The 19,703-nt window shown below is 64.1% G+C and carries 20 protein-coding genes, 1 tRNA gene and 1 pseudogene; 10 read left to right on the forward strand and 12 right to left on the reverse strand.

All coding sequences use genetic code 11. From position 1 onward, the window contains the following. Positions 1 to 325 precede the first annotated feature (325 nt). Positions 326 to 1,210, forward strand: a pseudogene (locus C7T96_RS11690) (hydrogen peroxide-inducible genes activator); the annotation flags it as partial. 33 nt (positions 1,211 to 1,243) lie between these two features. Here C7T96_RS11690 and C7T96_RS11695 read toward each other — a convergent pair. Further along, a complete protein-coding gene (locus C7T96_RS11695; RefSeq protein WP_106571390.1) occupies positions 1,244 to 1,663 on the reverse strand; it encodes an MAPEG family protein in 420 nt (139 codons plus the stop codon). Between the two features lie 176 nt (positions 1,664 to 1,839). On the opposite strand from C7T96_RS11695, the gene C7T96_RS11700 reads away from it, so the two are divergent. Both C7T96_RS11700 and C7T96_RS11705 read left to right on the forward strand, forming a co-directional pair. Continuing rightward, complete coding sequence (locus C7T96_RS11700) at positions 1,840 to 2,292, forward strand: Rrf2 family transcriptional regulator (RefSeq protein ID WP_106571391.1); 453 nt, start codon at positions 1,840 to 1,842, stop codon at positions 2,290 to 2,292. After that, positions 2,285 to 3,199, forward strand: coding sequence for an NAD(P)/FAD-dependent oxidoreductase (locus C7T96_RS11705; RefSeq protein ID WP_106571392.1), 915 nt, complete (start codon positions 2,285 to 2,287; stop codon positions 3,197 to 3,199). The genes C7T96_RS11700 and C7T96_RS11705 overlap by 8 nt, the downstream gene beginning before the upstream one ends. Positions 3,200 to 3,210: 11 nt before the next feature. Here the strand turns inward: C7T96_RS11705 and guaB are convergent, their stop codons facing one another. After that, a complete protein-coding gene (guaB, locus tag C7T96_RS11710) occupies positions 3,211 to 4,713 on the reverse strand; it encodes an IMP dehydrogenase (protein ID WP_106571442.1) in 1,503 nt (500 codons plus the stop codon). Between the two features lie 240 nt (positions 4,714 to 4,953). Between guaB and C7T96_RS11715 the strand changes: the two genes are divergently transcribed. The 3 genes from C7T96_RS11715 (at position 4,954) to C7T96_RS11725 (ending at position 8,676) form a co-directional block, all read left to right on the forward strand. Beyond that, positions 4,954 to 6,063 carry a YjgN family protein gene (locus C7T96_RS11715; RefSeq protein WP_106571393.1) on the forward strand — a complete coding sequence of 370 codons (1,110 nt, stop codon included), beginning with the start codon at positions 4,954 to 4,956 and terminating at the stop codon, positions 6,061 to 6,063. Next, positions 6,053 to 7,129: a M48 family metallopeptidase gene (locus tag C7T96_RS11720; RefSeq protein ID WP_245414128.1), complete on the forward strand. Its 1,077-nt coding sequence runs from the start codon at positions 6,053 to 6,055 to the stop codon at positions 7,127 to 7,129. Before C7T96_RS11715 ends, C7T96_RS11720 begins: the two co-directional genes overlap by 11 nt. A gap of 131 nt (positions 7,130 to 7,260) precedes the next feature. After that, the gene (locus C7T96_RS11725) at positions 7,261 to 8,676 is read left to right on the forward strand and encodes an MFS transporter (RefSeq protein ID WP_106571395.1); all 1,416 of its coding nucleotides are present in this window, start codon (positions 7,261 to 7,263) and stop codon (positions 8,674 to 8,676) included. Positions 8,677 to 8,683: 7 nt separating this feature from the next. On the opposite strand, the gene C7T96_RS11730 is transcribed toward C7T96_RS11725, so the two are convergent. Together C7T96_RS11730 and C7T96_RS11735 are read right to left on the reverse strand one after the other, a co-directional pair. After that, positions 8,684 to 9,382: an RlmE family RNA methyltransferase gene (locus C7T96_RS11730; protein ID WP_238719667.1), complete on the reverse strand. Its 699-nt coding sequence runs from the start codon at positions 9,380 to 9,382 to the stop codon at positions 8,684 to 8,686. Further along, complete coding sequence (locus tag C7T96_RS11735) at positions 9,379 to 10,767, reverse strand: Ppx/GppA phosphatase family protein (RefSeq protein ID WP_245414129.1); 1,389 nt, start codon at positions 10,765 to 10,767, stop codon at positions 9,379 to 9,381. The genes C7T96_RS11730 and C7T96_RS11735 overlap by 4 nt, the downstream gene beginning before the upstream one ends. Before the next feature lie 270 nt (positions 10,768 to 11,037). Between C7T96_RS11735 and C7T96_RS11740 the strand changes: the two genes are divergently transcribed. Further along, positions 11,038 to 11,111 (forward strand) — tRNA-Gln (locus C7T96_RS11740). A 121-nt stretch (positions 11,112 to 11,232) separates the two neighbouring features. On the opposite strand, the gene C7T96_RS11745 is transcribed toward C7T96_RS11740, so the two are convergent. Then, complete coding sequence (locus tag C7T96_RS11745; protein ID WP_106571397.1) at positions 11,233 to 11,469, reverse strand: hypothetical protein; 237 nt, start codon at positions 11,467 to 11,469, stop codon at positions 11,233 to 11,235. A 97-nt stretch (positions 11,470 to 11,566) separates the two neighbouring features. Between C7T96_RS11745 and C7T96_RS11750 the strand changes: the two genes are divergently transcribed. The 3 genes from C7T96_RS11750 (at position 11,567) to C7T96_RS11755 (ending at position 12,855) form a co-directional block, all read left to right on the forward strand. Further along, entirely contained in the window at positions 11,567 to 11,776 is a 210-nt protein-coding gene (locus tag C7T96_RS11750; protein ID WP_106571398.1) for a hypothetical protein, read from the forward strand. 45 nt (positions 11,777 to 11,821) lie between these two features. Then, positions 11,822 to 12,169, forward strand: coding sequence for a hypothetical protein (locus C7T96_RS23870; RefSeq protein WP_146149174.1), 348 nt, complete (start codon positions 11,822 to 11,824; stop codon positions 12,167 to 12,169). A 191-nt stretch (positions 12,170 to 12,360) separates the two neighbouring features. Then, entirely contained in the window at positions 12,361 to 12,855 is a 495-nt protein-coding gene (locus C7T96_RS11755) for a DUF4145 domain-containing protein (RefSeq protein WP_158264352.1), read from the forward strand. A 47-nt stretch (positions 12,856 to 12,902) separates the two neighbouring features. On the opposite strand, the gene C7T96_RS11760 is transcribed toward C7T96_RS11755, so the two are convergent. The 7 genes from C7T96_RS11760 to C7T96_RS11790 all read right to left on the reverse strand — a co-directional run bounded on the left by C7T96_RS11760 (position 12,903) and on the right by C7T96_RS11790 (position 19,579). After that, positions 12,903 to 13,538 (reverse strand): hypothetical protein, encoded by a 636-nt coding sequence (locus tag C7T96_RS11760; RefSeq protein ID WP_106571400.1) that lies wholly within the window; start codon positions 13,536 to 13,538, stop codon positions 12,903 to 12,905. A 103-nt stretch (positions 13,539 to 13,641) separates the two neighbouring features. Further along, the gene (locus tag C7T96_RS11765) at positions 13,642 to 14,121 is read right to left on the reverse strand and encodes a hypothetical protein (RefSeq protein ID WP_106571401.1); all 480 of its coding nucleotides are present in this window, start codon (positions 14,119 to 14,121) and stop codon (positions 13,642 to 13,644) included. A 69-nt stretch (positions 14,122 to 14,190) separates the two neighbouring features. Then, positions 14,191 to 14,520, reverse strand: coding sequence for a hypothetical protein (locus tag C7T96_RS11770; RefSeq protein ID WP_106571402.1), 330 nt, complete (start codon positions 14,518 to 14,520; stop codon positions 14,191 to 14,193). A gap of 129 nt (positions 14,521 to 14,649) precedes the next feature. Next, positions 14,650 to 15,543 (reverse strand): hypothetical protein, encoded by an 894-nt coding sequence (locus tag C7T96_RS11775; RefSeq protein ID WP_146149175.1) that lies wholly within the window; start codon positions 15,541 to 15,543, stop codon positions 14,650 to 14,652. Between the two features lie 120 nt (positions 15,544 to 15,663). Continuing rightward, positions 15,664 to 17,718: a hypothetical protein gene (locus C7T96_RS11780; protein ID WP_106571404.1), complete on the reverse strand. Its 2,055-nt coding sequence runs from the start codon at positions 17,716 to 17,718 to the stop codon at positions 15,664 to 15,666. Positions 17,719 to 17,729: 11 nt separating this feature from the next. Next, positions 17,730 to 19,340 (reverse strand): terminase TerL endonuclease subunit, encoded by a 1,611-nt coding sequence (locus tag C7T96_RS11785; protein ID WP_199190464.1) that lies wholly within the window; start codon positions 19,338 to 19,340, stop codon positions 17,730 to 17,732. After that, positions 19,340 to 19,579, reverse strand: coding sequence for a P27 family phage terminase small subunit (locus C7T96_RS11790; protein ID WP_158264353.1), 240 nt, complete (start codon positions 19,577 to 19,579; stop codon positions 19,340 to 19,342). The genes C7T96_RS11785 and C7T96_RS11790 overlap by 1 nt, the downstream gene beginning before the upstream one ends. Positions 19,580 to 19,703: the final 124 nt, after the last annotated feature.

Here is a 19,703-nt window from a genome sequence, read left to right on the forward strand (position 1 = left end):
TCATCCAGCGAGGCCTTCCGGCCTCCGCAGAACGATACCCTTGCCGATTCCGCCGACACGCCGCACGCCACGACCGGTCCTCACCGGGTTAGGCCCGCGGTCCCGTTGCCCACAGGCAAAGCCTTGCGCAAGCGGCAGGCCTGCGCGCCACGATGTCGCCCGGCGGACGATCGATCACGAATTTGGCCTCCCATCGCGACATTCTCGGTGTCGTCGAAACCGCACCGGATCAAGAGCCGGCAGCTTTCGTTGAATGGTTCTAAACTAGGCCGCATCTTTCATAGATACAAATTGCGTTTTCTATTCATTTTGATAATTTCAAATTATGATACGCTTGACGCTGCGCCAGATGGAATATTTTGAAGCGCTCGCCGAAACCCTGCATTTCGGCCGTGCCGCGGCGCTGGTCGGGGTAACGCAGCCGGCGCTTTCGGCACAGATCGCGGAAATGGAGGAAAAGCTCGGCTGCCGGCTCTTCGAACGCGGTCGCGCCGGCGTGCGGCTGACGGAGGATGCGCGCTCGCTGCTGCCTCGTTTCGCCGCGATGCTATCAGAAGTCCGCGACATCGAGGCGGCGACGCAGAGCGGCCGCCGGCCGATGGAGGGACGTTTCCGGCTCGGCCTGATCCCGACGGTCGCGCCCTATCTGCTTCCGCGGGTGCTGCCCACGCTGCAACGGCGTTTTCCGGACCTTCAACTCGAATTGCGCGAGGCGGTAACGGCGACACTGGTGTCGGAAACGTCGGTCGGCGGGCTCGACGCCTTCATTGCCGCGCTGCCGATCAAGGCGCCGGGCCTGGTGGCCGAACCGCTATTCGAGGATCGCTTCTTTCTCGCCGCGCCGGCCGACGACCCGGACTTCGTCGCGCCGCCGGTACCGCCGGAAAGCCCGGCTCTGGAAAGACTGATGTTGCTCGAGGAAGGCCATTGCCTGCGCGAACAGGCGCTTGCCGTATGCGGCAGCGTCAAGCCGGTGGCGATGGCGAGCTACGGCGCAACCAGCCTGACAACACTCGTCCAGATGGTCGCGCACGGGCTCGGCGTGACCTTGATCCCCGAAATGGCGATCGCGGCGGCCGGCCAGACCCGCGGCCTCAAGGTCGTACCGTTCGCCGCTCCCATGCCCGCGCGCACCGTCTGCCTCGCGCGACGCAAGAACAGCGCCAGGGCCGAGGAATGCCGAACGCTGGCCACGCTGATACGCGGCATCGTCGAGGCGGCGCCCGAGCGGGATCGACCTGGCTCAGACGAGCCCCAGAAGATGCAAGGCCAGCCACAACCACATCGCGCCGAGCGCGAGAAAGCCGAGGGCGAAGGCCGGCTGGCGGTGGCGGATACGGTTGGTGGTGACATGGATAACGGCGTGGACCACGCGTGAGGCAACGAACAGCCAGGCCAGAACCACCGCGACCAGCCCCGCGCCGCCGGTGACATAAAGCGCCAGGCATCCGGAATGGAACAGCACCGGCAATTCGAACTGGTTGGCCAGATTGTTGCGCACGAACTGGCTTTCGGGCGGCTCGACAACGTTCTCGCGGAACTGCGACGGTTTTGCCGAGCCCGCCTCGATGGCGGCGTAGCGGCGCCGGGCGATCAGCGCATAGATACAGTAGACCAGCACGACATGGGCAATCATCGGCCAGATGATGGCGGTCTGGTTCATGCGCGGCGCTCCTTCGCTGTAGGTCTCTCCCCAAGCCGATAGCACTTCCGGACCCGACATGCGACAGCCGCGTCTGGATCGATCTCGATCCAGACGCGCGACCGCGAGAAACCCGATTGGCACGTCCTGCCCTGTCTGGGTTGACATCATCGCTATCATGTAACATTTATTGATACATGAAACGCGACACGCGGCTTTCCGCCATGCTTCATCTGCTGCTGCACATGGCAGACACCGACCGGCCGCTCAGATCGGCGGACCTGGCGCGCTTCATGCACGGCAACGCGGCCGCGGTGCGCCGCACGATGGCAGGCTTGCGCAAGGCCGGGATCGTCGTCTCCGAAAAGGGCCATGGCGGCGGCTGGCAGCTGGCGCGCGCGATCGAGGCGGTCACGCTTGCCGATATCCATCGCGCGCTCGGCGCACCGGATTTCTTCGCCTTCGGCAACCGGACGAGCCAACCGCGCTGTTCGATCGAACAGGCCGTCAACGCCGCGCTGGAAGATACGTTAAGCGACGCCGAACAGCGTATTCTGGAACGCCTTTCCTCCGTCACGCTGGCCGACGTCTTCGCCGATTTCCGCAACCGGTTCGACCGCTATCCGGGAAAGGGAGACTTTCATGTTTGACGTCATCATCGTCGGTGGCAGCTATGCCGGCATGTCGGCAGCCTTGCCGCTCGCACGCGCCCGGCGCAGTGTCGCGATCGTCGACGCCGGCGAGCGTCGCAACCGCTTCGCTCGCAGCTCGCACGGTTTTCTCGGCCGCGACGGCCATGCGCCCGAGGCGATCGCACGCGAAGCGCGGCAGCAATTGCTCGCCTATCCGACCGTGGCATGGCTCGAGGGCCATGCGACGACGGCATCGGGGGAGATCGACGGCTTCGAGATCACGCTCGCCGACGGCAGGCGGCTTGCCGGACGCCGGGTGGTGATCGCCTGCGGCGTCGCCGACATCCTGCCCGAGATTCCGGGCCTTGCTGCGCATTGGGGCGTCGGCGCGATGGCCTGCCCCTATTGTCACGGCTACGAGCTCGAACGCGGTCGCATCGGGGTTCTCGCGACCAGCCCGATGGCGTTGCATCAGGCGATGATGCTGCCGGAATGGGGCACCACCACGCTGCTCGCCAATGGCGCCGTCGTTCCCGATGCCCCGGAGATGGCGGAACTCGAGCGGCGCGGTGTCGCGATCGAGCCGGTCACCGTCGCGGAGATCGGCGGCGAGGCCGGCGCCCCGGTCGCGATCCTGCGCGACGGCCGACATCTTGCCTTCGACGGACTTTTCGTCACGCCGCGCACGCGCATCGCAAGCACCATCCCCGAACAATTGGGCTGCGCGCTGAAGGACGCGCCCCTCGGCCCGATGATCGTCACCGACGACACCCGGCAGACCACGGTGCCCGGCGTTTTCGCCTGCGGCGACGCCGTGCGCCCGGTCGCCTCGGTGGCGCTGGCGGTGGGAGACGGCGCCTTCGCCGGCACCGCCACGCACCGCTCGCTGATTTTTGCGACCGCCACCCAGCCCCGGGCCGCGTAAGCGCGGCTTTGTCAGCTCACGCCGGGATAGTTCGGGCTTTCGCGGGTGATGGTGACGTCGTGGGTGTGGCTTTCGCGCAGACCCGCGCCGGAAATGCGCACGAAGGTCGCGCGGCGGCGAAACGTCTCCAGATCGTGCGCGCCGACATACCCCATCGCCGCCTTCAACCCGCCGACGAGCTGGTGCAGGACGCCGCCGACCGGCCCTTTGTAGGGCACCTGGCCCTCGATCCCCTCGGGCACGAGTTTGAGCGTGTCGCGCACCTCGGCCTGGAAATAGCGGTCGGCCGAGCCGCGCGCCATGGCCCCCACCGAGCCCATACCGCGATAGGCCTTGAAGGAGCGGCCCTGATGCAGATAGACCTCGCCGGGGCTCTCCTCGGTGCCTGCGAGCAGCGAACCGACCATGGCCGCGCGCGCGCCGGCGGCCAGCGCCTTGGCCAGGTCGCCCGAATATTTGATGCCGCCATCGGCGATCACCGCAATACCCTGTCTGTCGGCTTCCTCGGCCGCCGCCATGATGGCGGAGAGCTGCGGCACGCCGACGCCGGCCACGATCCGGGTCGTGCAGATCGAGCCCGGCCCGATGCCGATCTTGACCGCATCCGCGCCGGCGTCGATCAGCGCCTTGGTCCCGTCCGCGGTCGCAACGTTGCCGGCAACGATGCGCACGGCGTTCGACAGTTTCTTGGCGCGCGCGACCGCATCCAACACGCGCTGGGAATGGCCGTGCGCCGTATCGATGACCAAGAGGTCGACGCCGGCGTCGATCAGCCGCTCGGCGCGTTCGAACCCGTCATCGCCGACACTGGTCGCGGCCGCGGCCCGCAGCCGGCCCTGCGCGTCCTTTGAAGCGTTCGGATTGAGCTGCGACTTTTCGATATCCTTGACCGTGATCAAGCCGATGCAACGGCCGTGCTCGTCGACCACCAGCAGCTTTTCGATGCGGCGCTGATGCAGGAGACGCTGGGCTTCCTTCTGGTCGACGCCGTCCTGGACCGTCACCAGGTTCTCGTGGGTCATCAGTTCCGAAACCTTCTGGTCCGGATCCGAGGCGAAACGGACGTCGCGATTGGTCAGGATACCGACCAGCCGCCCGGTGGTGTGGCCGCCAGTGCCGCCGCTTTCGACCACCGGAATGCCGGAAATGCCGTGCGAACGCATCAGCGCCTGGGCATCGGCAAGCGTGGCGTCGGGGCCGATCGTGACCGGATTGACCACCATGCCGGATTCGAATTTCTTGACCTGGCGAACCTCCTCGGCCTGCTCGGCGGGCGTCAGGTTGCGGTGGATGACCCCAATTCCGCCGGCCTGCGCCATCGCGATCGCAAGGCGAGATTCGGTGACCGTGTCCATGGCCGCCGACAGGATGGGAATATTCAGATCGATGTCGCCGGCAATGCGGGTGCTGACGTCGGTCTGCCCCGGCAGCACGTCCGAATGGCCCGGCTGCAGAAGCACGTCGTCGAAGGTCAACGCTTCCAGACCCGTCACGCTTTCGATGATTTTCGCCATGGCCATTCCTTGAATGCTGAAACCGGCGCGGCCCCTTATGGCCACGCCGAGTCGCTGATTTCCCGTTCAGGATTGGCGCTGGCTGGTATCACGTCTGGATGACATTGAAAAGAAGCCCGCAGACAGCTTGACGCATCGTGGTCCGGCGGCCGGCACGAAAAGGTTCCGCTTGCCGTGCCGGCCGCCGGAGGCCAAGATTTGGCCCACGTCAACCGGAGCCTTGGCGGGAAAGACCGGTCCATGAACGAGACGGCACCAATACGCGAACACGGGGACGCCGATCAGGCGATGCGGCGCGAACCGTTCGTCTTCACCGGGACCGCGCGCGAATATTTCGGTATCTGGCTGGTCAACGTGCTTTTGACGATTTTGACGCTCGGCATCTATTCGGCCTGGGCCAAGGTACGCCGCATGCGCTTTTTTCACGGCAGCACCCGTCTTGGCGATGCCAGTTTCGAATATCACGCCAAGCCCGGCCAGATCCTGCTCGGCCGCATCATCGCGCTGGCGCTGATCGCCGCCTACAATCTGGCGCTCTATTTTGCGCCCGGCTTCAGCATCGTCCTGGTAATCGGCTTCTTTCTCGCCCTGCCCTACCTCGTCATGCGCGGATTGCGCTTCCGCGCCCGGGTGACGAGCTATCGCAATGTCCGCTTCGACTTCGAGGGCGGGTATTGGGGCGCCCTGCTCGCCTATGTGGCAGGCGGCGTGCTGACCTGGGGTACGCTGGGTGTTCTTGCACCCGTCGCCTCGCGCTGGATCTGGAGCTATACGCTCGGCAATCTCACCTATGGCGGCCGGCCGATCGACTGCGATCCGCGCCTGGAGAAGCTTTTCGGGCAATGGTGGCTGCCGGCGATCCTGTTTGGCGGCGGTGGTGTGCTGTTCCTCGCCGGCTCGCTCGCGTTCGGCTATCTCTACGGCTCCCAACTCTCAGACCTCGTCGGCGGCGGCGGCGGCGTCGGCACGCTGACCGCCGGCGTGCTGGCGCTGATCTATGTCGGCTTCCTGCCGCTGATCCTGCTCTACGTGGTCGTCGGACTGCTCTACCACGCCGGCTCGCGCAACGTCGCCGTCAGCGAGACCGTCATCGACGGACGCCACGCACTCGCCTCCACGCTCGGGCGCTGGCGCTATGTCTGGATTTCGCTTTCCAATCTCGTCGCCACGGTGCTCTCGCTGGGACTGCTGCGCCCCTGGGCTGCGGTACGCATGGCGCGCTATCTCGCCGCCTGCACGGCGCTCGACACGGTCGGGGCGCTCGACAGCTATATCGACACGATAACCGATGAAGGGGCAGCCGTCGGCGCGGAATATATGGATGTGGAGGGGCTCGACTTTGGCTTTTGAACCCAAGGTAGCTGGCAAATGGCACGCCGCGCGCTCAGGGCGCGACATCGCGGCTGAGCTTTTTCTGACCGACGATGGCGACGTCGCCGTGCGCGACGCGCAGACCGGCGCGATCCTGGTGCGCAGTGCGCGATCCGACCTTCTCATATCGCGGCGCGTCGGCTCGGTGCCCCGGCGCATCGGGTTTTCCGACGACAGCGTGTTCGTGTGCCGCGACAATGACGGTGTCGACCGGCTGCTCGCCGACGTCCTCGGCCGCGGCTCGCGCTGGCTGGTCGAGATCGAGCGTTTTCGGCCGCGCCTGATCGTGCTGGTGGCCGCGGTCGTGCTTCTGGCGGTCGGCGTCTACCGTTTCGCCGTGCCGCTTCTTGTCGAGGTGGCGGTATTGGCGACGCCCGAGATCGTGCCCGAATTGATGAGCAAGGGCGCGCTCGCCTCGCTCGACGAGACCGCCTTTTCCGAAAGCACCCTGCCCGAACAGCGGCGTGCTCGGATCGCGACCGATTTTCTGGAACTCGCCGCACTCACCCCGCGCGGCGCATCGCGCTTCGACCTACAGTTTCGCAGCGGCGGACCGATCGGCCCGAACGCCTTCGCCTTGCCCAACGGCACGATCGTTGTCACCGACGAACTCGTCGATCTGGCCGGTTCGGACGACGAGCTCGTTCTCGGCGTGCTCGGCCATGAGATCGGTCATGTCGAGCACGATCACAGCCTGCGCCAGCTTTACCGCGCCGCCGGCGTCGTCGGGCTGATCATGGTGATCGGCGGCGATGTGGGATCCGGCGTGCAGGATCTGCTGGTGCAGGGATCGGCGCTCCTGGCGCTTTCCTATTCACGCCGCCAGGAGCGCGACGCCGACCGCTACAGCGTCGAGATCATGGCGCGCGCCGGGCGCGACCCGGCCGCGATCGCGCGGTTCTTCGAGCTGATGCGCGCGCGTTTCGGCGATGCCGGCAATGGCGCGATCCTGACCACCCATCCTGCAACCGGCGAGCGGATCGAGGAAACCCGGCGCTACGCGGCCGAGATCGCACGAAGCGGCGGCGTGGACCCGTCCAACTAGACTGCGGGTTTGACTGCGCCGGCTCACGGCTCTGTCCAGGCACCGGCCATTTTCGGCTTTGGCACAGGACAGCCACGCCCGGACGTGCTACCGCCCGGGCGAAGAAGAAGAATCGCAGTCAGGACAGCAGTTTGAACCGGACCATTCCGCTGGTGCTCGCGGTCGCCCTGTTCATGGAACAGATGGACTCCACGGTGATCGCGACCTCGCTGCCGGCGATCGCGGCCGATATCGGAACGGACCCGATCGCGCTCAAGCTGGCCCTGACCGCCTATCTGGTTTCGGTCGCGATCTTCATCCCCATCAGCGCCTGGATGGCCGACCGGTTCGGCGCGCGGCGCGTGTTCTGCACCGCGATCGGCGTGTTCGTCGTCGGCTCGATCGCCTGCGCCTTCGCCGGATCGCTTTCCGGCTTCGTGCTGGCGCGCTTCCTGCAGGGCATGGGCGGGGCGATGATGACGCCGGTGGCGCGCCTGCTCCTGGTCCGGGCGACGCCGCGCGGCGACCTCGTCTCGGCTATGGCCTGGCTGACGGCGCCGGCGCTGATCGGCCCGCTGCTCGGCCCGCCGGTCGGCGGTTTCATCACCACTTTCGTGAGCTGGCACTGGATTTTCCTGATCAACGTGCCGATCGGGCTCGCCGGCATCGTGGCCGCCGCCTTTCTGCTGCCGGAAGCCGGTGGCGAGGGTACGGCACCGATCGACATGCGCGGTTTCGTTTTGTCCGGTGTGGCGGCGGCCGGTATCGTGTTCGGCCTCTCCGTCGTCAGCCTGCCGGCGCTGCCGCCGATCGTCGGTCTGGTCACGCTCGGCGTGGGGCTTGGCGCCACCGCACTTTATCTCGTACACGCACGCCGCGCGCCGCGCCCGATCCTCGACCTCAGCCTGTTCGGCAATGCCAGCTTCCGCGCCGCGATCAGCGGCGGCTCGATCTTCCGTTTCGGCTCGGGCGCGACGCCGTTCCTTCTGCCGCTGATGTTCCAGCTCGGCTTCGGCATGACGCCGTTCGAATCGGGGATGTTGACCTTCACCGCCGCCATCGGCGCCATCGGCATGAAGTTCTTCGCCCGGCGCACGCTCAGGCGCGGCGGCTTCCGTACCGTGCTCGTCACCGCCGCGCTTGGCGGGGCGCTGATGATCGCGGCCGCCGGCCTGTTCAGCGCCGGCACCCCGGTCTGGGTGATCATGGTGGTGCTGGTTGCCGCCGGCTTCCTGCGCTCCCTGTTCTTCACCTCGGTCAATGCGCTGGTTTTTGCCGACCTCGACGATGCCAGGGCCGGACAGGCGACTGCGATCGCGGCGGTGACGCAGCAGGTCAGCATCGCGCTCGGCGTCGCGCTGGCCGGCGTCATCCTGGAGGCCGTGACGATCATGTCCGGCCAGCCGCTGCAGGCCGGCGCGTTCCAGATCGCGTTTTTCATCGTCGCGGGGGTGGCGGCGTTGGCGGCCCTGCCCTTCTGGATGCTGCATCCGACGGCCGGAAACGCGGTCTCCGGCCACAGGCTGGGCGGCGACAATGCCCGCTCGCAGGTGCTGCCACCGCGCTGAGGGCCGGTCAGTCCGCTGCGCGTCCCTTGAAGCCCTTGGCAAGCAGATAGAGTTCGACCGATTCGTCGCGCGAGGCCGGCGGCTTGACGTGGTGCACGCTGGCGAAATTCCGCTTGAGCCGGGTCAGCAGGTCGTTTTCGGTCCCGCCCTGGAAGGTCTTGGCCAGAAAATGCCCGCCCGGACGCAGCACCTGGATGGCAAAATCGGCCGCCACCTCGCATAGGTGCATGGTGCGGATATGGTCGGTGCGCTTATGACCGGTGGTCGGGGCGGCCATGTCGGACAACACCACGTCGGGCGCTTCGCCGAGCGCGTCAAGCAGCCGCTCGGGCGCGTCGTCGTCGAGAAAATCCATCTTCAGGAACGTCACGCCGGCAATCGCGTCCATATCGAGATAGTCGATCGCCACAACCGTGGGCGCATCCGGCGGCGAGCCGGTGCGCCGCACCGCAACTTGCGACCAGCCGCCCGGCGCCGCGCCGAGATCGATGACGCGCGCCCCCGGCTTGAGCAGTTTTTGCCGGTCATCGATCTCGGTCAGCTTGAAGGCGGCCCGCGAGCGATAGCCGTCGGCCTTGGCGCGGTGCACGTACGGATCGTTCAGATGCCGCTCCAGCCAGCGTCGCGACGAGGCCTTCAGACCACGCTTCTTTTTTACCCGGGCCTTCAGCGCCCGCGCGCCCGGTTTCGGATCTGGTTTCTTCACGAGACACGGCTCCGTGGGCGGCGGTCGCGGTCCCAGACCCGGTCTTCCGCCATCAATTCGGTCAAAATGCCCTCGCGCAGCCCCCGATCGGCCACCCGCAACCGGGTCGCCGGCCAGGTGCGCCGGATCGCCTCCAGGATGGCGCATCCGGCGAGCACGAGATCGGCACGATCCGCGCCGATGCAGGGGTTTTTCACACGCTCGTCGAAGCCCCAGCCGACCAAAGTCTCGACCATGCGGTCGATATCGGCCTCGTTCATCCACAATCCGTCGACGCGGCGGCGGTCGTAGCGCGGCAGGTCCAGAAAGATGCCGGCGAGCGTCGTCACCGTGCCGGAGGTGCCGAGCAGGTGGAACCCCTCGCCGGTGGCGACCGCGCCCAGCCGGTCGCGGCCGTCGAACGCGTCGATCATACCGGCGACGTCGTCGACCATGGCGGCGAAGATCTCCGGCGTCACATGGCGGCCGCCGAAGCGCTCTGAAAGCGAGACCACACCGACCGGCAGCGACGTCCACGACACGATATGGTTGGCGAGGCGGCGGCTGCGCCGGCGGGAAATGTCGATCAGCGCGATTTCGGAGGACCCGCCGCCAATGTCGAACAGAACCACGCCACGCGTTTCGCGCTCCACCAGCGAGCCGCAGCCCGACACGGCCAGCCGCGCCTCGGTCTCGCGGTCGATGACCTCGAGCGTCAGGCCGGTTTCCTCGCGCACCCGGTCGATGAAGTCCGCGCCGTTTGCGGCGGCGCGGCAGGCTTCGGTGGCGATCAGGCGCGCGCGCGCGATCTTGCGCGCCTCCAGCTTGCCGGCGCACACTTTCAGCGCTTCGAGCGCGCGCGCCATGGCGTCGTCGGCCAGGCGCCCGTTCGCCGTCAGCCCCTCGCCGAGCCGAACGATGCGCGAAAACGCGTCGACGACCCGAAACCGGCCGGGACGATTGGGGACGGCGACCAGGAGGCGGCAATTGTTGGTGCCGAGGTCGAGCGCGGCATAGGCGGGCGGCGGCACGAACGGCGCCTGGGCGTGCCGGTGCCCCGGCCTTTGCACGGCGCCGGAAGCCGCAGGCTTAGTCTTGCCGTTGACGACCGGCGGGCCGGCGGACCGCTCCGCCGGCCCGCCGACAGCGTTTGGCGCCACGGCATTGACGGCATTGCCGGCGTCGCGCACATAAGCCTTGCGGCCGCGGCGACGCTTCTTGCGCCTGCGTTTTTGTGCGTCCTGCGGATTGGCGCCCGGCTTTTCGGCTCCACCGGCGCCGCCGCCATCGGCGCGGTTATGCGCCCTGGCCTGCGCCGCCTTGCGTTTGCCGCGGCGACGTTTGCCGGGGCAGCGGCCGGGGGCCTCCGCGTCCGGCGTTTTGTCGCCGTCCTCGAGGTCCTTCACACTTCCGTCCTTCTGGCGCCGCGCAAATCGCAAGGTTGCCGCTGGCGCCGCAATCGTTCAGTTGCCAACAATGTAGCAGCGGCGGGCGCGATCACCAAGGGTTTTGCGTGACCGCACACCGTGTCACCGGCCGGCGAACGCCGGGTCCTGCGAAATTCGCGCCGCGTCAGGAAAGGCTTGATCGGCGCGGCGGATATGCTAGAAGCGCGCGCATCCGGGTTGCGCGTCGAACTGCCGCCGGATGTGCGCCGGGAAGACCGGCATTGCCGTTGGGGAATAGTTTAACGGTAGAACAGCGGACTCTGACTCCGTCAGTCCTGGTTCGAATCCAGGTTCCCCAGCCATCTTGCTAACTAATTGATTTTGTTGGCTTTTCGGAATTCTATTAGCAGCACTTATTAGCAGTTTTTCTTAGCATCCTAGTCCTTTTGCCAGCAGGCAGTGATGCGGAAAGCGCCTCCCGATTTAGCCCTGTGACATCGGTGCGTGATGCGGCTCGCGGTAATTGGCCGGGCGATCATTCAACAGATTGAGCGCCCGGTGTAGAGCGCGGTCTAGCTCAGAAAGCGCGCTGTAATGCTCGCGAAGCGGCGTGAGTGAAATTTGCGCGCGCCTCGTGGCAATGCGCAACAACCCGATCTGTTGGTCGATCTGTTGTAGGTCATAGCTGTTGATCTTGAGATGGCGTTTTCGACGCGGCATATGTCCGGCTCCCATGATGAGAACAAAATAGGAACATATACCTTGCGCCGTCAAGCGGCCGGTGGCAATCTCGCGTGGCAGGAATGGAGGTCGTCAGATGCCCGGAAGCGTGCCGCAGATATCGTCAGTCGATGGTGACGCCTTGGAAGCTGAGGTTGATGAATGGATCGCCTTGTGCGGCGGGGATATGCGCGAGACGATTCGCGTGCTCGTTGTGGCTCACAACATGCTTCATAGTGAGGTCGCGACAGCACTGCCGGCCGTCAGCTACGGCTATTCGAAGGACTGGCATGCGAGGCGACGGTAGTAGAGAAAAGCCGCGAACGGTGGCGCTTCGTAGGAGGAACAGAGGATGGAACTGAAGAATTTTGTAAAAGTGACGCTTAATGACATAATGGACGCGATCCAAGAAACAATAGCAGAAAGAGAAGAAGCCAACAAGAAGGGCTTCGTCAACCCAAAGACTCACGGTAATAATAGCATGGAAATCGATACTATAAGATTCGATATTGCTATTTCAGTTGGTGATACTACAAAAGCGGGCGGGCAAGCCGGTATACAAATTCTTGCCGCCAAACTTGGAGGTGAGGCTGGCCATGAACATGAGAAAAGCAGTGTAAGTAGAATAGAATTCACCCTGGGTGTCGCTTGGCCTCACACGCACATCGAAGACGCAAAGAAGCTAGTCCGTGCTAAGTAGCGCAGCACATAGAGAAGAGGTCGGCCCCGATGGGTTTCTTAATCAGAGACTGCGTGCGATGCGGCGTCTCTCGCGCTCAAATGGATGCGCGCGGATATAGCGAACTCGACAGTCTCAATTGTGAAGTGTTCTTCGCCTGTCCTGCTTGCCTGAGGGGGAGCATCTACCGAGGGCAGCCCGAAGAAAATCCCGTGACGGCAGACGGCATTCTCGACGGGCGCCGGCATTTCGATCAGCAGCCGACGCTCGTTCGCATCATGCCTCCATCACTTCCGAAGGCGATACCGGCGCGCATAGCCGGCCTGTGGCGGGAGGCCGCCATCTGTCGGCGGTCGGGTCTGTTTGAGGCGGCCGGAGCGATATTTCGGAAGACGATAGATGTCGCCACCAAGCATCTATTCAACGTCGATCCTCGCCTCGAAAGCAAGCAGCCAGCGGTCGCACTCCGTAGCCGTATCAAGGCACTCGGCGAGATGGGCATCATCGATGAGGAAATGGTGCAACTCGCCGACATCGCCGCACTCGACGGTAACGACGCCGCTCACGATGAAGATCCGTATTCATCTGAGGAAGCTGAGGCGCTTGAGGACCTGACTTTTGATCTACTTGACCGGCTGTTCGTCCGACCCGATCGAATTGCGCGAGTGCGTGCGAAGCAAGTGGCTGCTGGTCAGCGGCAGGAGTAGGGGCGCAGCCCGAAGGCTGCGCCCCTACTTCACGACCAGACTGGTCTCTATCTCGCGAGGCTCGCGATATCGCCGTCGGGGCCATCATCGTCGGCGCTGGCCAGCCGCTCGTCCTTCATGAGCGCGAAATGGTCCTGAAGGAATCGCAGGTTTGCCGCAGCTTGGTCAAGGCGATCGATTGCTTCCTCCAATGCCTCGGCAGGGTTGTCGACCGTGGCTAGTTCGTCGTGCAGCCCGTCAATGGAATAGTCGCACTCCGTATCGAGCAGCATTTGATTCGGGTCATTGAAGCATGTTCGCCGCCCATCGAATCCATACTGATAGAAGCCCTTTTCGAGGAACTCGGCGAAAAGCGCCTTTTCACTAATTGTGGACACAAAACGAGGTCTGTTGCTCGCGCGCGTAATTACTCTTTCAAGGAAACTATCGATCGTGCCCACGTGAACGCCGGTGCTGATGATTTCTTCGAGCGCGAGCTGGGCCGCGAAGGTCGCTTGCGTCGATCGTGCATCGGACTTCAGCACGTGGAAGCTGGTCGCGACCGTGGCCGTGTATTCGCCTCTGTTGATCTGGCCTGCCAGACGCTCGAACTCACGTTTGGCGGCTTCCTCCGCCGCGTGGCCGGCTTGCGATGTCAGGCGCTCGGCGAGCTTAGCCATCGTTTCCTTCACGTTGTCGGGCATGCTATCTTCCTTTCCGGCTTAAGCCGTTGATGCCGGTGTTAGCGCACCGGCGATGGTTGAGCTTGCTATGGACGGCGCGGCCCTTGGGTCGCGTCGTTTGCGTTTAGCTGCCGGGGTCGTAGTTCGGCAGGCTGAGGCGATAGGTCTTCTCAAGTCCCTTTCGCATGTCGGTGAAGCGCACGATCTTGTCGAGCGTGGCGTCACGTTGCGCCGGGTCGCCAAGTTCTTTCTGCTTGAGCCGTTCGATTTCGCGGTCGATCTCAGCGACCCAGTATCCGCTCAAGAGAGAAGTCAACGTCGACAGCGCCGTCTCAAGGTCGTCGATCACGTTATGCGTCCATTCGATCTCCTTTTCCGTGTGTTCGCCGGTCGCCAGATACTCGACAGACAGCCCGACATGACTTCGCATCCACTCGACGGCCTCTTCGGCCTCTTCGCCCTGGCTGCGAACGTAGTCTGCCAGTGACTGCATGCGTGGCACGTCCAGCGGTTCCGGCTTCGGGTCTTCCGGCAGCAAGCCTGCTTCTTTCAGCTTTTTCCTCTCGCGATAGGCGCGGGCGCGCTCGGCATCACTTTTGGCCATCGTTTTCCTCAATCGTCACGACACGACAAAATATAACGTGACGTTACGAGAAATGCAAGAGGCAAGCGACTAGGCCGCCCGATCGGTCCCGGCGAGGATCGAAACCGGCCATATGCCGCCGTGCTCGCCAAGCGCCAGCTTCACGCTGCACAGATCGATCTCGCCGGTGAAGGCTGACGGCTCAAGGTCAAGCAGGGCGTCCAGAAGCTCGCCGTGGCGCTCAGGCGCGATCCGGCCGCCGGTGAGGCACAGCCCGCCCATGTCGAGCCCCATGACGCGCAACGCCGCGTGTATGTGATCCCGGCGGGTGTCCGGGTCAGGGTGCCGCCTGCGCAGCGCCTTTGCCAGATAGGCGGCATTGAACGCGTAGCGATCTGCCGGCAGATAGATGTCTTTCATGGGTGTTCCTTTCCGGTGCTGATTTGCAGGACAGATTCTGAATCAGCCGGCAGGGTTAGGCAATCAAAAAGTGAGTAAAAACAGAAATTTAGGCATGTGTTAGTTCAGTGGTGACTGAACACATAGCGCTTAGAGAAGGATAGTTACGGCTTCTTTTTGGGTGTCATACAGCTTATTCGCAGTTGAGCGAACACGATTTGTTGCGAAATACCAGTCGCCATTGATCGGCCGCGCGATCCCAGCGAGCCGACCCGTGAACGGTCGCACGCGCCAAGCTTCCTTGGCCGCGTAGCTTACCCATGGCAGCGTCGGGGCGGTCACAGTATGTGCTTGATGCTGTCGCACAGTCAGCCATTCACCGCCCGCCAGCCTCAGCGCTTTCCTAACGGCCGGCAGTTCGGCCACAGAAGCCCCTAGCTCGCCGTGAAGGTGCAGCCGGCCGTCCTCAAGCTCGAAAGCGAACCACAGCGGCACAGCGCGCCCCAGCGCCTGCTTGAGGCGTCTGGCGATACGCTTGGACAGCCAGCCGGCCGAACTCGGCTCACGGCGCACCTGTTCCTCGACGGCCGGGCTGAGATTCAGCGTGAGGGCGACTGCCGGGCCGATAGACCGCAAGGCGTGGTGGAAGCACTCTAGCCGGGCTTCGTCAGACAGATCGCGCCACGCGGCCGGCTTCCGGTGCTGCCGGGGCGGGCTGGTCAGCAAGTTATGCCAATGACGGTGCAGGCGGATTTCCTCGTCGGTATCGAGGTCTTCCGGCTCATAGGGGGCTGGGGTGAAGGTGGTGCTAGAGGCGTCTAGCTTGATGATGGGGAATAGGGGGTGGTTGGGGGCGGCGTAGGTAACTGAAGTCCTGCCAGAACGCGCCACGCCATCAAGAGCATCAAGTGCTTGGAAAAGCGGGCGGAACTGCGCGTCACGCGCGGCCGACTTAGCCCTTGTGCGTTTTACCTTTTTGTCAACGGGTCTAGGAATTTTTTCCTGAAATGCGCTGACGCTTCTGCTATAATGTGCCTTGTCCAACAGTGACATCTCCTGTGAAAGACCGGTCGCCGTGGCAAACTGTGGCCGGTCTCTCTTTTTTCATTCGACTGATCTTTATAGCGCTCCGTCGATCGTGCTGCGGTCGAGCGGTGCGATTTCTCATAGGCGGCTGCTATTGAGCAGATTGCCGGGCCGGCGCTGGCGCTTGATCTCGTCGACGACGACGCCGCGCAACGTGCCCTCCATCTGCTTGCCGATCTTCGCGGCGAGGTCGGCATTTTGTGCCGGTGTCCCGCCGCTGGCGTTGACCGTGACCGGCGCTGAAATGTTGACGATCTGGCCAGCACCTGCATTGTCATTGTCGCCACGGATCGCCCTTGCGACGGCGCGCGAGCCGGCATCGCCGACATGGCCGCCCGCCGCGAATGCTGGCAGACGCCCCTCGTTCACGGCCTCAAGCAGCGGCCGGTGCTTCGCCGTCGCGGCAGCGTTGATAATGAACTCGCCGTCGCTCGCCAGCACGGGCACGCGATCATCACGCGGCCCGCCGGGGCCAGTGATCATGCCGCCATTCGCCCGGCGCTGTATCTTCGGCCCGTGCTTACCCGCACTGATCTGGCCGCCGTCTGCAAAGCCGAAGATACCCATGATGAACTTGGCGAGCCCGCCGAAGATGTTGCCGCTGCCGGCGTTCTCGACGGTGAAGATCGCATTCAGAAGCTCGTCGAGCATGCGATCGGCGAGGCGACCGATCGCATTGCCGAGCGCGTCCATAGGCTTCACGCCTGCCCGGATGTCTTGCAGGAAGCCGCCTACGAACTCACGGCCAGCATCGGCGACCGTCTGTAGCCGCTCGCGCTGTTCGTCGAGTGCAGCGGTTTCCTGATAGATCGCCTCATTGAGCGCGATGATACGCTGGCGCTGCTGGTCAGTCGCGGCAGCACCTGCCATGCGTGAGGCGGCAGCGGCGCGCTGCTGGGCCTCAGATGCGCCTATCAGGCGAAGTTCCGCTTCAAGCTCGGCAATGAGGTCCACAACGGCTTGGCGCTCGCGTGCGGCGCTGTCTGTCGAGCTTGAGCGCGCCGACGATGAACGTCCGCCGGTGTCTTTGCGCGCGGGCGGTGCGGCCGGTGCCGGTGAGGTCGGTTCCGGCGCATCCGGCACGCGGCGGCTTTCGAGGATCGACAAGATGCGCGCCTCTTCCCGCGCAAGCTGTTCGCTTTGCGCTGAAAGCTCGTTGATGGTGCCTTGAAGCACACGACGCTCGGCTTCAGCGGTGAAGCCGCCGATCTCGGCTTGCTGTTCCTTCAATTCGAGAATGCGGTTTTCGATCTCAAGGCGTTCACGGCCGATGTCGGTCACGCGCTCATTGAGCGTGCGGCTTTGTTGCCGCTCGATATCGCGGAACGTGTCAATGAACGTCTGAAGCGCCGATGTTGCCTCGACGATGGCGCTCTTGAGGCTGGTGCCGATCGTGGTCGTAATCGCCCGGAACTTGCGGTCGACTTCGTCCGCGCGTTCGATCAGTTCTTCGTCCAGCACGACGCCAAGATCGTTCGCGGCCTTGATCTGGTCCCGGATGGCACGCTCGCCGCGATCTATCAGTTGCACGAAGCGCTCGCCGCCCGTGCCGCCGAAGATTTCATCGGCGATACGAATGCGCGCCGCCCGGTCGAGATTTTCCAGCTTGCCGATGATCTCTGTGAAGAGTGCCGACGGGTCTTTCAGCTTGGTCTTCAATTCTTCGGCGGTGAAGCCCAGCCGCGCGAACGACTCGGCAGCCGGCCCGCCGCCCGTCTCAATCCATTCATCGGCCCGCAGGTTCAATTCCTTGATGCCATCGGTGAGTGAATCGACGCCGATACGGTTCTGTTCCGCGACGTATTTCAGTTCTTGAAACGCCTTCACATTGAGCCCGGCGCGCTTCGCTTCGTCGCCGATCTGGGCAATGCCGCCCGCCACGTCGACCAGCCGGCCGGCGACACCAAGCACGCCGCCTGCTACCAGCCCGGCGAGCCCTGCTTTCATCGCCGCGCCCATGCGGCGGCCCGCACCGCCCATGATCGCCTCAAGCCGGTCGCTCGACTTTTTGGCGCGCCGCTCCATGCCATCCATCTGCTTGCCGAGCGTGCGATTGGCCTTAAGAATGTTGCGTTCGAAATCTCGGATTCGGGCTTCTAGGGCGACGACAAGCCGTTCTTCGTCAGTGGCCATGCAGGTTTCTCCTAGCTGTAAAGGATGTCTTCGTAGTCTTCGCGCTCATAGATCGACGGGCCGTTGTCGTTGGCCGCGATGGCGCGGCCCACAGCCATTGACGCGGCGATCGCGCCGTCGATCCTGTCGAAACGATCGCCCTTGTGCAGGCGGACAAGGCCGGTGTCGCCGCGTGAGACGACTACGGAATCGAAGTGATGCCGCAAGGCCGGATTACCGCCGTGCCGCAGCCGGCGGCCGTTGACGGTGCGCTCAAGATGACCGATCGCGGGCGCCATCGTGAGCGGCCCCTGCCGGAACTCAATCGCCGGCAGACCTTCCAGCTGTAGGCGCTGCATAATGAGGCTTGCGCGGTATGGATCGAACAACACTTCGCGCACGTCATAGGTGGCGCACAGTTCGCGAATGTGATCCTCGATCGATTGCGGCTCGATCACCGGACCTTCGGTCACGGTGATATGGCCATCGGCGCGCCATTGCAGATATGGCACGCGGTCCTGCTTGGCGCGGCTGTCCAGATCGTCGCCGGGCACGAACAGCCAAGGGTGAATGGTGATCCGGCCGTCATCGTGCCGCCAAGCCGCGACGATCGCGGTCAGGTCGCCATTCACCGACAGGTCGACGCCGAGATAGCAGGGCAGGTCTTCAAGGTCGCTTAGATCGATCTCGACGCGTCCTTCGTCATAAGTTGCCATATCGAACAGCGGATCGCGCGAGTGCGCTTTCCAGATGTTGAGGTTGAACTGCTCGAAGGCGTGGCGCTCAGCAGGTCGGTGCGCGGCCTCGCGCGCCTGTGTGCGCATCGCGTCGAGATTCGGGAAGCCGTAGCGCAAGCCGGGATTGACGCGGTGCCAGACAGCTTCGTCCTGCCAATCATCATTCGGGTCCGCTTCGAAGATGATTGGCAGGAATGCCGGGTTTATGATCTCGCCGGTAGCGACCTTGCGGGCATAGTCATACTGCTCGAAGCCGATGTTCTCATTGCCACGGCCCGCCGTGGTGGCAATGAGCATAAGGGTGTTGCTGGTCTTCACAAGGCCGGACTTCAGCGCTTCCCAAAGGGCGCGGCCTTTCCAGACGTGGATTTCATCGACCAGAACGAAGGCAGGCGTCTTGCCGTGCTGGGCTGCGCCGTCGCTGGAAATCGCCTGTAGCGTCACGTCTTCGGCCTTGAAGACGATTTTCTTGGCGCTGTTATGGGCGTCATAGATGCGGGTCGCGTCCACAAGCCGCTTATCCATGCGCACGATGTTCGCGGCCTCACGGAAGCCGACCCCGGCTTGCTCGCGATCGGACGCGGCGAAGATCACTTGCCCGGCGCGAACGCGCTCAGGGCCGATCGTATGCAACAGTGCCAGCGCGGCCGCGTGGCTGGTCTTGCGGTTGCCACGCGGCATCATCCAGAAGACTGTTTCCGCAATACGCCGGCCGTCCGGGTGGCGCGGTCCGTAAATGCCGCGCACCATGCGCTCGAAAGGCCGGTGAAGCTGAAAGGCGTGGCCGGGTGCTGTGCTGTTCGGGTGCTTCAGCCGGCGAAGGAATTCAACGGCACGCTCGCCGTAGCCGAGCGGATCGGGGATCGGCGAATTGTCGAACAGCCATTCGGGATAGGTGCTCGCCATCACGTCACCGCAAGCGGGTTGTCATCATCGTTGCCGGGCGTTTCCATCATCGCGGCCCGTGAGCGCGCCGAAGGCGTCAGCCCAAGCTCACCGGCGCATCGAAGCTGTTGCTGCTGTGCGGCGCTCAGGATGCCGTAGGCCGGATGCCGCTTGCCGTTCGGCAGGACCATGCCTTCCTGATTCAGCGCGCGGTGCGCCTCACGCATGGTGCCTGTCGCAATGACGAAGTTCTCAAGCACGGCTAGGCTCAGGACCTATTAATTCCTTTTGAGATGTGATTCACGGTCTTTGAGAAGGAGGCCGTGATGGGTGATTTGTTTCTGCTGAGCGAGGGCCAGATGGCGCGGATATCGCCGTACTTCC

The sequence above is a fragment of the Nitratireductor sp. StC3 genome, assembly GCF_003015025.1.
In the GTDB taxonomy this organism is placed as follows: domain Bacteria; phylum Pseudomonadota; class Alphaproteobacteria; order Rhizobiales; family Rhizobiaceae; genus Mangrovimarina; species Mangrovimarina alexandrii.

Bases quoted from the DNA above. Each gene is read 5' to 3' on its own strand.
- C7T96_RS11695 (WP_106571390.1), bottom strand. From the start codon at position 1,663: ATGAACCAGACCGCCATCATCTGGCCGATGATTGCCCATGTCGTGCTG.
- C7T96_RS11700 (WP_106571391.1), top strand. From the start codon at position 1,840: ATGAAACGCGACACGCGGCTTTCCGCCATGCTTCATCTGCTGCTGCAC.
- C7T96_RS11705 (WP_106571392.1), top strand. From the start codon at position 2,285: ATGTTTGACGTCATCATCGTCGGTGGCAGCTATGCCGGCATGTCGGCA.
- guaB (WP_106571442.1), bottom strand. From the start codon at position 4,713: ATGGCGAAAATCATCGAAAGCGTGACGGGTCTGGAAGCGTTGACCTTC.
- C7T96_RS11715 (WP_106571393.1), top strand. From the start codon at position 4,954: ATGAACGAGACGGCACCAATACGCGAACACGGGGACGCCGATCAGGCG.
- C7T96_RS11745 (WP_106571397.1), bottom strand. From the start codon at position 11,469: ATGCCGCGTCGAAAACGCCATCTCAAGATCAACAGCTATGACCTACAA.
- C7T96_RS11750 (WP_106571398.1), top strand. From the start codon at position 11,567: ATGCCCGGAAGCGTGCCGCAGATATCGTCAGTCGATGGTGACGCCTTG.
- C7T96_RS23870 (WP_146149174.1), top strand. From the start codon at position 11,822: ATGGAACTGAAGAATTTTGTAAAAGTGACGCTTAATGACATAATGGAC.
- C7T96_RS11760 (WP_106571400.1), bottom strand. From the start codon at position 13,538: ATGCCCGACAACGTGAAGGAAACGATGGCTAAGCTCGCCGAGCGCCTG.
- C7T96_RS11765 (WP_106571401.1), bottom strand. From the start codon at position 14,121: ATGGCCAAAAGTGATGCCGAGCGCGCCCGCGCCTATCGCGAGAGGAAA.
- C7T96_RS11770 (WP_106571402.1), bottom strand. From the start codon at position 14,520: ATGAAAGACATCTATCTGCCGGCAGATCGCTACGCGTTCAATGCCGCC.
- C7T96_RS11780 (WP_106571404.1), bottom strand. From the start codon at position 17,718: ATGGCCACTGACGAAGAACGGCTTGTCGTCGCCCTAGAAGCCCGAATC.
- C7T96_RS11785 (WP_199190464.1), bottom strand. From the start codon at position 19,340: ATGGCGAGCACCTATCCCGAATGGCTGTTCGACAATTCGCCGATCCCC.